The following is a 14,175-nucleotide window of genomic DNA, read 5'->3' as shown; positions in this document are numbered from 1 at the left end:
CTCGAACCGACGCGATGACCATCATCCGAACACGATCGCTCCGAGAATGACGACCGAACGTCTTCATCGATGACACGACGGCGACGGCTCCAGCGTGGCGTCCGCGTTCTCGTCGTGCTGTTGGCGTTCATCGTCGTGATCACTGCCGTCGCCGCGGCGACGCCCGCCAGCAGCGCGCTCGTCGTCGAAAACGCGAACAGTGGCGAACGACTGCTCGCCACCCCGGTCGACGAAGGGACGACGGTCGCGCTCAACTACACTCACAGCGTCGAGAAAACCCCGGTTCACGACATCTACACCGTCCACAACGGTAGCCTCGAAATGACACGAATGGAGTTCCAGTCGTACGGCTGGGGCCTGCCATCGCGGGCGAACGTGACACGTGAGAACGGGTGGTACGTCTTCGACCCGCCGGGCGACTACGAGGAGCTGTACGTCGAACCGGGACGGGTCGCGGGCCACCGACTCCGCGTCGGCGACCGGACGTATGATCTCGTGGCGCTCTCGAACGCGGAGGGCGTTCGGCTTCACGTCGCCGAACGCTCCGTTCTGCGGACTGCACTCGATAGAATCAACTGATGACCTCCGATCCACCACCGACCGACGATTCCGACGTATCGACCCCCGACACGGCGACCGCCACGCCATCCACCGCTCCGGCGACCGCAGACACCTCGCCGGAGCAGGACGCGGACGAACTCGTGGAGGAACTCGAACGCCGGCGCTCGCTCCGCGGACCCGCCGCCGTCGCCGTGCTCCTCATCGGGGTCACGTTCTCGGCGTTCCAGATGTGGCTCGCCGCACACGGGTTCATCTTCCAGCTCTCGCTCCCGCTCGTCGGTGAGGTCAGCCTCGGCTCGCTCCAGTCGTTGCAGGTCAACAGCCTCCACGTCACGTTCGCCCTCCTGCTCACCTTCCTGCTCTTCCCAGCGACACAGGGTGACGGCGCGCTCTCACGACGGCTGTCGCGGATCGTGCCCGCGCTCGAAACCCGTTTCGGGGAGACGAACCCCGTGACGCGCGGTGCACGCGGCGTCCGTGGTGGTGTTCGCTGGCTACTGCTCGATCCCGACCGCGACCGCGTGACGCCGATCGATGTCGTGTTGATGGTCGTTGCGGCGCTCTCGTCGCTCTACATGCTCACCGAGTTCGACGAGATTCAACAGCTCCGTGCGCTCGGGCTCGATGGCGGGCGTACGACCTCTGAAGTCTATCTCGACGCATGGCGCACGATTGCGGAGTTCGTCCCTTATCTCGATCTCGAGTTCGTCGTGAAGGCGGTGGCCGCACTCGATATCCCGTTCGCCGAGTCGTCGTATGCGTTCGTGCTCGGCGCGCTCGGCGTCCTGCTCGTGCTCGAAGCCACCCGACGAACGCTGGGGGTGTATCTCATGGGGATCGTCGGGATGTTCATCGTCTACGCCCGGTATGGCTTCTTGATCCCACGCGACGCGCCGCTGATCGGCGTGCTCGGCCAGATTCAACAGACCGCGTGGAGCGACGTCGTTCAGAACCTCTGGTACAACACCGCGAACGGCGTCTTCGGCGTTCCGGTCCGGGTGAGTGTTCAGTTCATCTATATTTTCATCCTCTTCGGCGCGTTCCTCGAGATGAGCGGTGCGGGCCGGTGGTTCATCGATCTCGCCTACAGCGCGACCGGCCGGCGGAAGGGCGGGCCGGCGAAGGCGTCGATCCTCGCGTCGGGGTTCATGGGCACCATTTCGGGCTCCTCGATCGCGAACACCGTCACTACGGGGGCGTTCACCATCCCGTTGATGAAGCGGACGGGCTATCGTGCCGAGTTCGCCGGTGGCGTGGAGGCGTCTGCCTCCTCGGGCGGACAGATCCTCCCGCCGGTGATGGGCGCAGCGGCGTTCCTGATCGTGGAGTTCATCGGCGTCCCCTTCGCCGACGTCATCGTCGCGGCGACCGTTCCCGCGCTCGTCTTCTTCTTCGGGGTGTGGGTGATGGTCCACCTCGAAGCCTCGCGAGCGGGGATCGGCGGCGTCGACGCGTCCGAGCTCGTCACGCTCCGTTCGCATCTCCGTCGGGGATGGTTCTACCTCCTCCCGATCGGGCTCTTGCTCTACTACCTGATCGGGGCACGACTGACGGTTGCACGTTCGGCGTGGTTCACGCTGGTCGCGATCGCCGCGCTGATCGCCCTCGTCGCGGCGTACAACGACCGGACCCAGTGGCCGCTGCTTGGCACGATCGCCGGTCTCGCGGCGGTCGAGTTCGTCTCCTACCTCGTCGCTGGGACGACCGTGGTCGGCGCACTCACCGGTGCGAGTGGCGCGGGGATGGCCCCGGCGGCGGCCGCCGCGGCCGTCGTTGGCGAACTCGGCTGGATCGTGCTCGCGGTGAGCTTCTTCACGCTGCTCGCGCGTCCACACGCCGACGCACCGTTACTCGACTACGATGATCAGGTCGACGAAGCTACGGAGACAGCAACTGGGACTCTCGGCCGCCCGCAGCTCGCCGACAACCGGGCTGTCGGTTACTTCTCGTTCGTCGTGCGGTCGATGGAGGCGGGTGCGCGCACCGCGACCCCGGTCGTGATCGCGGTCGCCGCCGCCGGCGTCATTCCCGGCGTCATCAGCACCACCGGCCTCGGACCGAACCTCACCACGCTGATCCTCAACGTCGCGGGCGGCTCGCTCGTCTTGCTGCTCCTGATCACTGCGATCTCCTCGATCATTCTCGGGATGGGGATGCCGACCACCGTGACGTACATCATCCTCGTCGCGCTGCTCGGGCCCGCGATCGCGGCGTTCGAGGTGCCGCTGTTGGCCGCACACCTGTTCATCCTCTACTTCGGCGTGATCGCCGACATCACGCCGCCGGTGGCGGTCGCGGCGTACGCGGCATCCGGGGTCGCGAAATCCGATCCGTTCCAGACCGGTATCGAGGCGTTCTCGCTCTCACTCAACAAGGTCATCGTGCCGTTCGCGTTCGTCCTGGTGCCGGGGATCGTGATGCTCCGACGGATCCCGGGTGTGGATCCGGACGCCGACCAGGTCTATCGGGTCGTCGGATTCAGCGACGTGCTCGATCTGGGTTACTTCGTTCCCGAGGTACTCATCCCGATCGTGGGGGTGTTCCTCGGTGTCATCGCGCTCGGAGCGACAGTCATCGGCTTCCTCTACACTGACGTCTCCCGGTTCGAACGTGCGCTGTTCGCGCTCGCCGCACTCCTCCTGATGGCTCCCGGGCTGCTGTTCAACAGCGTCGAGAGCCTGCTCGGGTTGGTCGAAATGAACGTCGGGTTCGGGACGATCGTGCTCGATCTCGCACTGCGCACCGTCGGCGGAGTGCTGTTCGGCGCGCTCGCGCTCGCTAACCGGCGACGATCGGGATCGGGTGCCGAACCGACCGAGCAGACGGAGCCAGGCGCGTCGGAAGCCTGAATCAGCTCGCGGACGTGGCAGTCGCGGTCTTGCTTACTCAGTCCGTCCCGGCGCTATCTGGGGTCTGCTGGGCGATGCGTTCACTCGCCCGCGCGACGAACTCCTCTGGGAGGTCGCCGATCTCGCCGGCCTGAACCCGCCAGAGGTTGGCGTACAGCCCATCGGCCGCGATCAACTCGTCGTGGGAGCCGCGTTCGGCGATCCGGCCGTCGTCGAGCACGAGGACCGTGTCGGCGTCGCGCACCGTCGAGAGCCGGTGGGCGATCGCAAAGGTGGTCCGGTCGGCGGCGAGGTCGTCGATCGATCGCTGGATCAGGAGCTCAGTTTCGGTGTCGACCGCCGAGGTGGCCTCGTCGAAGATCAGGATGGCGGGGTCTTGGAGGATGGTCCGTGCGATCGCGACCCGCTGGCGCTGGCCACCGGAGAGTTTCACGCCGCGCTCGCCGATGTCGGTATCATACCCCTCGGGAAGATTCGAAATGAACTCGTGGGCTTCCGCGCGCTGTGCGGCCTCGACGACTGCCGCGTCGTCGGCGTCGAATTTCCCATACCGGATGTTCTCCCGAACCGTGCCGTCGAACAGGAAGTTCTCCTGGCCGACGTAGCCGATCGACCCGCGGAGGCTTTCGAGCGTGAGATCCCGGACGTCGTGGCCGTCGAGCCGAATCGAACCTTCGTCCACGTCGTAGAGACGCAGAAGCAGTTTCAGAACTGTCGTCTTGCCCGCGCCGGTCGGGCCGACGAGGCCGACGGTGTCGCCAGGTTCGACGGTGAAATCGATGTCGCGGAGCACGTGCTCGTCGTCGTAGCCGAAGGTAACGTCGTCGTACTCCACTTGGCCTTCGACGGTATCGAGCCCGGTCGCGCCGGGGGCGTTCTCGATCGAAACGGGAATGGACATCAGCCCGAGGATGCGCTTGGTGGAGGCTTTGGCGTCCTCGTAGCGGTCGACGATGGTTCCCATCTGTGAGAGGGGTTCGACGAGGCGCTGGGTTAGGAGGAGAAAGATGACGAGATCGCCCGTGGAGAGGGTTCCCGTGAGGGGCCCGGGGGCCGTGCCGGTAACGACCCAAAGACCGCCGACGACGAACGTGAGGACGAACGAGATCGAGATCAACGCCTCCAGCCCGGGACGATAGATGAAGTTGAGTCGGAGCGCGAGCCAGTCGAGGCGGAAGTAGTTGTACGAGTGCTCGCGCACGCGCTCGTCCTCGTACTCTTCGGTGTTCGAGGACTTGATGACCTCGATCCCGCCGAGGTTGTTTTCGAGGCGGCTATTTAAACTGCCGACCGACGAGCGGACATCGGCGTAGCGCTCCTCCGCGACCCGCATGAACCAGTAGGTGAACGCCCCGGCGACCGGGATCACGGCGAGCGTGACTGCCGCGAGCTGGGGGTTGATCGCGGTCAGGATCGCGGCCGTTCCGAGAATCAGTACCCCGAGCTGGATCGCCTCGCCCATCATCGAATCGAGGAACTGTTCCAATCGATTGGTGTCGTTCGAGAGAATGCTCATGAGCTCGCCAGTCTGCATCTCGTTGAAAAACTCCATGTCGAGACGCTGCATCCGCTGGTAGCTCGCGGTCCGGACCTCGTGTTTGACTCGGTGCGAAAAGAGGTTGAGCGTGGACTGCCGGACGAAGTTCAGAACGGCGGCCCCGACCATCGCGACCGCCATCACGGCGACCGCGAACCAGAACTGTGCCGCTGTGGACTCCGGCAGCCACACCGTCGGAACGTACGGCAGCGTGAACGCCTTGGTGTTCTCGAAGAGCGAGTCGATCGCGACCCCGAGGAGTACCGGCGGGATCAGCGAGAGAAAGCGTGCAATCGTGCTCGACAGCACGCCGACGGCGAACCAGCGGCGGCTCCCCCGACCGAACTCGACGAACAGTCGGAGCAGCGGGTGATCGATCGTCTCGCGTTGCTGTTCGATGTACTCGGCGTCGAGAGTGTGGTCCGAGCTCACGGGTGGCTCTGCGCGGTTGGCTGCCGTCGGTGAAACCGGTTGGGGAAGCCCGCGTGTCTGACCGATACTTTCGGCTTCACTACCGAACGCATCGTGCGCACCGTGCAAACACGATCACGAGCGGGAGTCGTCGAAAGCGACCGCGAACGGACTTTCGCTCGTGGTCCAGTCCCACCCCGGCAAGCGTGTCTGAAAGCCGGCCGCGAGCGCGGCGTCGAGGTCGTCGAGCCCCGCCGTACCCTCGGTGTGGGTCGTGACGTCGGCGTAGTGGAAGGTGGCCTCGCCGAGCAGTCGAAGCGGCTGATTCCCAGCGATGGCCCCGGCAAGCTCGCGGCCCAGCAGCTCGTCGACGACGAAGCCCGGATAGTCGCCCTCGACGTCGAGTTCGCGCAGCAGGCGCGAGAGCGCGGCGACGTTCACCGCGAGGTCGACGTCGGCGAACACCACGTCGACTTCCGCACGGTACGTTTCCGGCGAGACGCTGTCGACCTCGGTATCGAAGGCGGCAGCGAGGTCGGTCCGGACGTCGTTGAGCAGCGGCACCACGGTCGGGGCGCGCTCTGTGATCCACTCGCGCTCGTCGGCGACGGTGGCCGGGGTGAGGCGCATACGGCAGAACGGAGTGCTGGCGGGGTACGCTTTGCGAAAGGTTTTATTACCGTCACCCGATAGGAGCAGATACACGCGGGTTCTCCGGGCTCTCAGCAGTCCACTGTCACGAGTCCGGACCCACGCGTCGTGCGGACCGAACGACCTCCAGAGAGTATTGTATGCCACAGTCCGTGCCTCTCGCGAACGGTTCCCGTCCACCGAACGGACCGACCCACACCGGCGATCAGGGATCGGTCCGACCGGGAGCCGGGGGCGACGCCGGACCGGCACACGCGTGGTCTCTCAGCACATGACCCGAGTCTTACTATGAGTACGGTTGACAAGCAGCTCGACGAGCTACAGGCAACGATAGTCGACGAACTCCCGAACGACATCTCCGTGTCGGACGTGACCTACGAGGGACCGGAACTCGTGATCTACACGCGCGACCCGAAGAAGTTCGCGCGCAACGGCGACCTGATCCGCAACCTCGCGGGTCAGCTCCGCAAGCGCATCACCGTGCGGCCGGTCCCCGACGCGCTCACCGATCCAACGACTGCACGCGAGCAGGTCATGAACGTGATCCCCGAGAAGGCCGATGTCTCCGACCTCGACTTCCACGCCGACACCGGCGAGGTCGTGATCGAGGCCGCCAAACCAGGCATGGTGATCGGCCGGCACGGCTCGACGCTCCGGGAGATCACCCAGGAAGTCGGCTGGACGCCCGAAGTCGTCCGGACGCCGCCGATCGAGTCCTCCACGGTTTCCAACGTTAGAAGCTTCCTCAAACAGGAGCGCGAGGAGCGCCGCGACATCTTGGAGCGGGTCGGCCGCCAGATCCACCGCGAGGAGATGGCCGACGACGAGTGGGTTCGGATCTCGACGCTCGGCTGCTGTCGGGAGGTCGGCCGCGCGAGCTTTATCCTCTCGACGCCCGAGACGAGAATCCTGATCGACTGTGGCGACAAACCGGGTTCGGACGACGCGCCGTACCTCCAAGTTCCCGAGGCGAACCCCCTGAATTCGCTCGACGCCGTCGTCCTCACTCACGCCCACCTCGATCACTCCGCGCTGATTCCCCTCCTGTTCAAGTACGGCTACGACGGGCCGATCTACACCACCGAGCCGACCCGCGACCTGATGGGACTGCTCCAGCTCGACTACCTCGACGTCGCGGCGAAAGAGGGCCGCAGCCCGCCCTACGACAGCGCGATGGTCCGGGAAGCGGTCAAACACGCCATCCCGATCGAGTACGGCGACGTCACCGACATCGCGCCCGACGTGAAGCTCACGCTCCACAACGCCGGCCACATCCTCGGGTCGTCGGTCGCCCACTTCCACATCGGCGACGGATTTTATAACGTGGCCTTCTCGGGCGACATCCACTACGACGATACCAGACTGTTCAACGGCGCAGTCAACGACTTCCCGCGGGTCGAGACGCTCGTGATGGAGTCCACCTACGGGGGCCGGAACGACTACCAGACCGATCAGGCCGACTCCGAAGAGAACCTGATCGAGGTCATCAACGAAACCCACGATCAGGGTGGCAAAATTCTGATTCCGGCCTTTGCGGTAGGGCGCTCTCAGGAGATCATGCTCGTCCTCGAAGAGGCGATGCGCACCGGGAAGATCCCCGAAATGCCCGTCCACCTCGACGGGATGATCTGGGAGGCGACCGCGATCCACACCACCTATCCCGAGTACCTTCGGGACGATCTCCGGGATCGCATCTTCCACGACGACGAGAACCCGTTCCTCGCACCCCAGTTCAACCACATCGACGAGGGCGACGACGAGCGCGAGGAGGTCGCCGCGGGCGATCCCGCGATCATCCTCTCGACCTCGGGGATGGTCACCGGCGGCCCGATCATGTCGTGGCTCGATCATCTCGGAGCCGACACCGACACCACGATGGTCTTCGTTGGCTACCAGGCCCAGGGCACCCTCGGCCGCCGCATCCAAAACGGCTGGGACGAGATCCCGCGCAACGGCCGCGGCCGTTCGGACACGCTCAACCTCGATTTCGACGTCGAGACCGTCGACGGGTTCTCGGGCCACGCCGACCGCCAGGGGCTGGAAAACTTCGTGAAGACGATGAATCCCAGGCCTGAAAAAGTGCTCTGCGTCCACGGCGACGAGTCGAGCGTCCAGGATCTCTCCTCGGCGCTGTATCACAACTACAACATGCGGACGTTCGCGCCGAAGAACCTCGAAACCTTCCGATTCAAGTGAAAGCCCTCGGCGTCTCGCGCGAGTAGCGAGGGACGCTCCGCGTCCCGCGGACCGTGCGAGCGGGCCGTAGGCCCGCGAGCAGACGAAGCGAAACGACGGCGCGCCTCGCCCTTTTCATGTCCACTGGAAGAGCGGAACTCTTCCAAGCCCTGCCTCGTGGTCCGAAAGACGCTTCGCGTCTTTCGTCATTGCAGGAAATCGGTGATTTCCTGCAAGCAGTCAGATTCCGTCGGAATCTGACGACATCACGAAACGGCTTCTTGGCGCGGCTTCGCCGCGCCAACGGTTCGAGGCGCGTAGCGCCTCGTTATCGCCGTTTCGAACGACTTCGCTCGTCAGGACACCAGGCTGCGCCGCACCGCAGTTGCGCGCGCCGGGAGCGTAGCCTCTGCTCACGGGCGGCGACTCGTACCGCAACCACTACGTTCCACTTGTGCGAGAGGTCAGCAAATGCGCCGTATCAATTCTCGACTCTGGCTTGCGGTTGCCACGCTCGTCGCGGCGATCGCCACGATCTGGAGCCTCTATCTCAGCCTCGGTCTCGGGCTGATCCCCTGCGAGCTCTGCTGGTACCAACGCATCCTGATGTACCCCCTGACTGTGATCCTCGGCGTGGCCGCGCTCGAAAACCGCCCCGGCGTCTACCGCAGCGCGCTGCCGCTGTCGGTTCTCGGGGCTGGCGTGGCGGCCTACCACTCGTGGTTCCAGGCCACGGCCGACTCCGCGACCTGCTCGGTCGGAAGCTGCGGCACCGTCCAGTACCAAATTCTTGGCCTGACAGTGCCAAACCTCTCGCTGATCGCGTTCGTCCTCGTTTCGCTCGCGCTGGTCGTCGCCGTCGCTCGCCGGTGATCCCTACTCCGCCGGCGCGTCGGCGGGATCGACCACCTCGCCCGTTTCGGGATAGACACCGACCTGATCGCAGAGATCAGCCATCGGACAGGCGTCGGGATCATCGAGACACGCCGGTTTGCGCGCGGTGCAGTACTCCCGCCCGAACTGGATCGAGGCGGTGTGGCCGAACCCACATTTCTCGGCCGGTACCTGGTCTTCGACGACCGCCCTGACTTCTTCGTGGTCGGCCTCGGGCGGCGCGATCCCGAGCCGGCGGTAAATGCGGTGGACGTGGGTGTCGACTGGAAAGACGCCCGCACGCCCGCCCGAAAACAGGAGCACGCAGTCGGCAGTTTTGGGACCCACGCCCGAAAAATCGAGGAGCGCGTCGCGCACGGTTTCGGGATCTCCCTCGGCAACGAACCCGTTGAACTCCTCCGCCCCACCGTATTCATCGACGATGCGCTCGGCGATGGCGATCATCGTCGCCGATTTCTGGTTGTAGAGGCCCGCCGACTCGATGGTTTCGGCGAGCGTGGGTTGGTCGGCGTCGGCGAGCGTGGCGGCGAGATCGCCGTCCTCCTCGCAGTACCGATCCATCAGCACGTCGTGGGCTGGTTGGCTCGCCTTGTCGCTCGTGTTCTGGCTCAGAATCGTGCGGACGAGACACTCGAAGGCGTCCTGGCCGCCGTAGGTCTTCTGCCAGTAGCGTTCGCCGAGCCGGTCCACCACGGCCTCGGTGCGTGTGTCGGCTTCGCGCTCCTCGAACGCCGTTTCGAGTCCACCGCCATCGGGACCCCCGCTGATGTTCTCGGACGGCTCCGCGTCGTTGCTCATGACGATGGGACGAGTGCCGGCCACAAAACGCTATTCGACCCGGAAGGTAGCCTGGAGATCCGCACCATCGGCGAGCGCCGCCACGAGGTTCCGATCGAGATCGGCGGCCGCCGCGTCCGCATCCACCATCACCGTCCGATCGTCGACGTACTCGCTCGTCCGACAGACCAGGCTCCGGTCGTTCGTGAATTCGAGTTCTGGATGGCCTCGCCCGCGGACCGTTTGGGTGTGATCGCCTGCCTCGAACGTCGCGGTGATCGTCGCGTCGGCGTCGCGACAGGCCGCGACGAACTCTTGATCGAAGTCGGCGGGCGTGCGATCGGCTTCGATCCCGATGATGCAGTCGCCGGCGGGCGTGAGGTAGTCGTCGCTCGTGAGTTCGAGCGTGCTCGCGTGCTGTGCGGTGACGTGTTCGTGGCCGCGCGCGTGGACGACTTCCTTCATGCGTTCCGTCGGCCCCGTCGGCGGTTAGGCGTGTGCCTTCGCGACCGTCACCGTGACCGCACCGCACGGACACTCGTAAGCGCGGCGCTCTCCCGACGGATCACGGAAGACGAGCGACGGCTCGTCCGGAAGGTCGCGGTCGCACTCGGCCGCCTCACACCTCGCGGCGAGATTCTCGAACATGGCTGTCGAACAGTCCCCAACGGGTATCAACCGATGCCATCCCCGGAGTGAAAGTGAAATAGCCCGAGACAAGCGACGACGGTGGCGCGGGCCTGGTGTCCCGACGAATGCCGGAGCACGCTTCGCGCGTGGTTCGAGGGAGCGAAGCTCCCTCGTCATCACGAAAGGCGCGAAGCGCCTTTCGAACGACTCCGAACCCTCGTTCACCTTCGGCTCACGAGAACGCAGCGAGTCGAGGCTCAGGAGAACAGAGTTCTCCTGGCGTCTCGTGTGAGTGAAACGAACACGAGGCTTGTCGGAGGTTTCTCTGACAGCGGATGAAGGGCGAGGCGCGCGAGCACAGCGAGCGCGCCGAGGGCTTCAGCGGTGCGAATAGAGAACGTCCGTGCGAGCGAAGCGAGCACGGTTCGCCGTGAGCGAACGAAGTGAGCGAGCGGGTGTTTTTAGTCCACCGGAAGATTCGCTTCGCTCACGGCTCGTTCCTCGCCGTTCGCATCGAGGTGCTCACTACGCTCGCACCTCGTGCCGCTCGTCTTCCGAGCCTCCGTTCGCCTTCGTCTTCGCGCGGCTCCGCCGCGCGAACGGTCCGCGGGACCTCCGGTCCCGCGCTACTCACGGAAACAGGTTTTTGGAAGGGGTTCGAGGGAGCGCGCGAAGCGCGTGACTGAGGGCTCCTTGTAAAAAAAGTGGGCTTCTAGTAGGTGAGGAGAACCCCAATCGCCTCCCGCGGGCGTTCGTCGAGAAGGCGATAGGCGTCGTCGGCCCGTTCGATCGGCACGCGATGGGTCACGAGTCGTTCAGCGTCGATCCGTTCGAGGAGCCGGCAGGCCTCGCCTAAGCGGCGTTCCTTCGACCACCGGCCGCGGTCGACGGGGTCGATGGTGCTGACCTGACTGCTCTGGAGGCGGATGCGACTCCGGTGGAAGGTCCCCCCGAGATCGAGGTGCATGGGTTTCGTGCCGTACCACGAGCCGATGATCACCTGGCCGGCGGTGCCCACGACGTCGATAGCGTCGTCGAGCGCGTCGGGCTGGCCCGAGAGCTCGTAGGCGAGATCCGCGCCACGGGGCGGCTCGTGGCCGTCGAGACGCGCGTCGAGGTCGTCGTCCGGATCGATCGCGACGTCAGCTCCGAGCGAGATCGAGAGGTCGCGTCGGCGCTCGTAGCCGTCGACGGTGACCAGCGTTTCGAGCGGGAGGTCGGCGAGCAACGCCGTCGTCAGGAGGCCGACGACGCCCTGGCCGAACACCGCGACGCGCTCGCCGAGTGCGGGCCGCCCGTCGAGAAGGAAGTTGACCGCGGCCTCGGCGTTCGCCAGCAGCGCGGCCTCGGCGTCGGAGAGCGTTTCCGGAACTTCGCGAAGCGCCGCCGGCGTGGTGACGAAGTGGCTCTCGTGGGGGTTGAACCCGAACACCCGGCGATCGAGCCACGCGTCGTCGACGTCGTTCCCGACCGCCGTCACGCGGCCGACGGCCGCGTAGCCGTACTGGAGCGGGTACTCGAAGTCACCGTCGAGGGCGTCGATCGACTCGTCGGCCGCCATCGATTCGGGCACCTGGCCGCGGTACACCAGCAGTTCCGTGCCGGCACTGATGGCCGACGCCGTCGTGCGGACCCGCACCTCCCCGTCGGCCGGTTCCGTGATCGGCATCTCGCGGAGCGCGATCTCGGTCTGGCCGGTGAAAAACAGCGAGCGCGCGGTCATCGGCGTCCCCAGCCACGGCCGACCGCCTGGCCGCGTGACGAGCCATCGAGCGGCCTGGGTCCGGCGCTTCGTCTCACGCTGGGGTTGCCCATGTGCGTCATCACGTCACACGATAGGAAGTATCTGTGTGTGTCGGAAGAACGGACGATTAAACGCCCACAACACCGAAGTCAGAACTACGTCAAAACGACGAATCATTGGAACGGCAGACGTCCGTCGGTCGAGAGGACGTCCGGAAGGTCACTGAGCGTCGAAATCCGAACGTCGGGCTCTCGGTACGGCGTCTCCGCGTCGTTTTCGACCCACACTGACGTCATCCCGAGCGTTTCGCCCATCATGAGGTCCTCGTTGTACTCGTCGCTGACGAAGGCGACTGGTTCGTCGCCCTCGGGAAGACACTCGAAGTACCCCTTTGGATGGGGTTTCGACCGTCGCAGGTCCGAAGAGACCACGAGATCGTCGAAACACTCGTGCACGTCGTGCTCCGAGAGAACCGTCTCGATCCATGGGCGCGCCATGTTGCCGAAGAGGACGAGCGTGTGATCGCGTGCGAGCTCCCGGAGGACGTCAACGTGTTCTTCGGGAAACTCGGGGTCGAGCCACGTTTTCTCGACGTACTCACGACACGCTTCGTGGGACGCCTCGGTGAGCGTCGAGAGGAGTTCGATGTACTCCGGGGTGCTCTGGACGAAGCCGTCACGAAACGCGAAGTAGGCGAGCCATCCGGGATACGGGTCGGTTTCGGGGTCGACGCCCAGAACGTGGGCGTGTTCGCGCTCGTCGCCGTGCTCGACGATGACACCGCCGTAATCGACAACGAGATGCATAGCTCTGTTGGATTTTCGGTTATCAGATCCGTTTGAACACGCCCTTCACGAGCGCGAGCGCGCCCTGATCCCACGCGACGCGGTGATCCAGTCCCGTGGCGTCGTCCTCGCGTTCGGGCTCCTCGTAGTTGTCGAGGTACCACTCGTAGGTCTCGACGAGCGCCTCCTTGTTCGAGTAGTTGGGCTCCCAGCCGAGCGATTTCAGCTTCTCGACCGACACATAGGAGTCCTCGTGGGCGGTCTCGTACACCCACGGATACAGCGGCGAGAGATTCAGCTTTTCGAGGACACGGAGCGCGAACACGGTGAGGGGCGTGGGTGTCCCGATCGTGCGTTTGCCGGTTCCCGCATAGTCGATCGGGGCCTGGAAGTCCTCTTTCATCGTGCCGAACTCGTCGGCACCGACGTTGAAGACGGTGTTCACGTCCGCTTCGTCCTTCGCGATCATGAACTCCATCGCACGGACGAGGTCGTAGACGTGCATGAGCTGGTACTTGTTGTTGCCCCAGCCAACCATCGGGACGTTCGCGCCCGATTCGATCCAGTCGAAGAGGACCTGAAAGACGCCGAGACGCTGAGGGCCGATGAACGTCTTCGGGCGGAGGATCGGCACGCACATCCCCATCCGGCGGAAGTCTTCACAGATCTTCTCGGCCTCGATCTTCGCCTCGCCGTACGCCCCGACGCCGTCGAGCGGCGACTCCTCGGTGATCGGGTGGGAGTCGTGGGTGCCGTAGACCGCCGTCGAGGAGACATAGACAACGCGATCGACGCCCTCCTCCTTCGCGGCCCAGAGCACGTTCCGGGTGCCGTCGATGGTGGTCTCGCGGATGCGCTGGTCGTCCCACAGCGGGAGCGCGGCGGCGGTGTGGACCACCGCGTCCGCGCCGGTCGACGCGATCGCCTCGCGGACGCTTTCCTCGTCGCGGACATCGCCTTCGACGTACTCGACGCCCTCGATCTCGTCCTCGTCTTTGAACGGCTTGAGATCGAGCGCGGTCACGTCCCAGCCACGCTCTTTGAAATACTGGCAGGTGTGGAGTCCCAGGAAGCCGGTACCGCCGGTGACCAGCATCGATCCTGGCTCCGCGAGTCGCTCGTCGCCTTCGGAGGGAGATGACATTATGTCGGCGTTGACGA

The 14,175-nt window shown here is 65.1% G+C and carries 12 protein-coding genes; 4 read left to right on the top strand and 8 right to left on the bottom strand.

Annotated features, from left to right (window positions below):
- Positions 1 to 69 precede the first annotated feature (69 nt).
- Complete coding sequence (locus PHA81_RS14755; RefSeq protein WP_005042684.1) at positions 70 to 579, top strand: DUF1850 domain-containing protein; 510 nt, start codon at positions 70 to 72, stop codon at positions 577 to 579.
- Positions 579 to 3,410, top strand: a complete 2,832-nt coding sequence (locus PHA81_RS14750) for a TRAP transporter fused permease subunit (RefSeq protein ID WP_005042682.1) — start codon at positions 579 to 581, stop codon at positions 3,408 to 3,410. The genes PHA81_RS14755 and PHA81_RS14750 overlap by 1 nt, the downstream gene beginning before the upstream one ends.
- 37 nt (positions 3,411 to 3,447) lie before the next feature.
- Here PHA81_RS14750 and PHA81_RS14745 read toward each other — a convergent pair whose 3' ends face one another.
- Both PHA81_RS14745 and PHA81_RS14740 read right to left on the bottom strand, forming a co-directional pair.
- Positions 3,448 to 5,379, bottom strand: a complete 1,932-nt coding sequence (locus PHA81_RS14745) for an ABC transporter ATP-binding protein (RefSeq protein ID WP_049909972.1) — start codon at positions 5,377 to 5,379, stop codon at positions 3,448 to 3,450.
- A gap of 114 nt (positions 5,380 to 5,493) precedes the next feature.
- Positions 5,494 to 5,988, bottom strand: coding sequence for a hypothetical protein (locus PHA81_RS14740; protein WP_005042678.1), 495 nt, complete (start codon positions 5,986 to 5,988; stop codon positions 5,494 to 5,496).
- A gap of 309 nt (positions 5,989 to 6,297) precedes the next feature.
- On the opposite strand from PHA81_RS14740, the gene PHA81_RS14735 reads away from it, so the two are divergent.
- Both PHA81_RS14735 and PHA81_RS14730 read left to right on the top strand, forming a co-directional pair.
- Positions 6,298 to 8,205, top strand: a complete 1,908-nt coding sequence (locus tag PHA81_RS14735; protein WP_005042676.1) for a beta-CASP ribonuclease aCPSF1 — start codon at positions 6,298 to 6,300, stop codon at positions 8,203 to 8,205.
- 450 nt (positions 8,206 to 8,655) lie between these two features.
- A complete protein-coding gene (locus tag PHA81_RS14730; RefSeq protein WP_005042673.1) occupies positions 8,656 to 9,057 on the top strand; it encodes a disulfide bond formation protein B in 402 nt (133 codons plus the stop codon).
- A 3-nt stretch (positions 9,058 to 9,060) separates the two neighbouring features.
- Here the strand turns inward: PHA81_RS14730 and nth are convergent, their stop codons facing one another.
- The 6 genes from nth to PHA81_RS14700 all read right to left on the bottom strand — a co-directional run bounded on the left by nth (position 9,061) and on the right by PHA81_RS14700 (position 14,158).
- Positions 9,061 to 9,876: an endonuclease III gene (gene nth / locus PHA81_RS14725; protein ID WP_049909970.1), complete on the bottom strand. Its 816-nt coding sequence runs from the start codon at positions 9,874 to 9,876 to the stop codon at positions 9,061 to 9,063.
- Between the two features lie 30 nt (positions 9,877 to 9,906).
- Entirely contained in the window at positions 9,907 to 10,320 is a 414-nt protein-coding gene (locus PHA81_RS14720; RefSeq protein WP_005042668.1) for a DUF371 domain-containing protein, read from the bottom strand.
- A gap of 24 nt (positions 10,321 to 10,344) precedes the next feature.
- Positions 10,345 to 10,503 carry a hypothetical protein gene (locus PHA81_RS14715; protein ID WP_005042666.1) on the bottom strand — a complete coding sequence of 53 codons (159 nt, stop codon included), beginning with the start codon at positions 10,501 to 10,503 and terminating at the stop codon, positions 10,345 to 10,347.
- A gap of 694 nt (positions 10,504 to 11,197) precedes the next feature.
- The gene (locus PHA81_RS14710) at positions 11,198 to 12,208 is read right to left on the bottom strand and encodes a zinc-binding alcohol dehydrogenase (RefSeq protein ID WP_005042664.1); all 1,011 of its coding nucleotides are present in this window, start codon (positions 12,206 to 12,208) and stop codon (positions 11,198 to 11,200) included.
- A gap of 194 nt (positions 12,209 to 12,402) precedes the next feature.
- Positions 12,403 to 13,035 (bottom strand): HAD family hydrolase, encoded by a 633-nt coding sequence (locus tag PHA81_RS14705; RefSeq protein WP_005042663.1) that lies wholly within the window; start codon positions 13,033 to 13,035, stop codon positions 12,403 to 12,405.
- Between the two features lie 22 nt (positions 13,036 to 13,057).
- Positions 13,058 to 14,158: an NAD(P)-dependent oxidoreductase gene (locus tag PHA81_RS14700; RefSeq protein ID WP_005042661.1), complete on the bottom strand. Its 1,101-nt coding sequence runs from the start codon at positions 14,156 to 14,158 to the stop codon at positions 13,058 to 13,060.
- Positions 14,159 to 14,175 lie beyond the last annotated feature (17 nt).

The sequence above is a fragment of the Halococcus sp. PRR34 genome (assembly GCF_028617175.1).
Classification (GTDB): domain Archaea; phylum Halobacteriota; class Halobacteria; order Halobacteriales; family Halococcaceae; genus Halococcus; species Halococcus salifodinae.
This window is presented reverse-complemented; position numbering and strand designations above follow the sequence as displayed.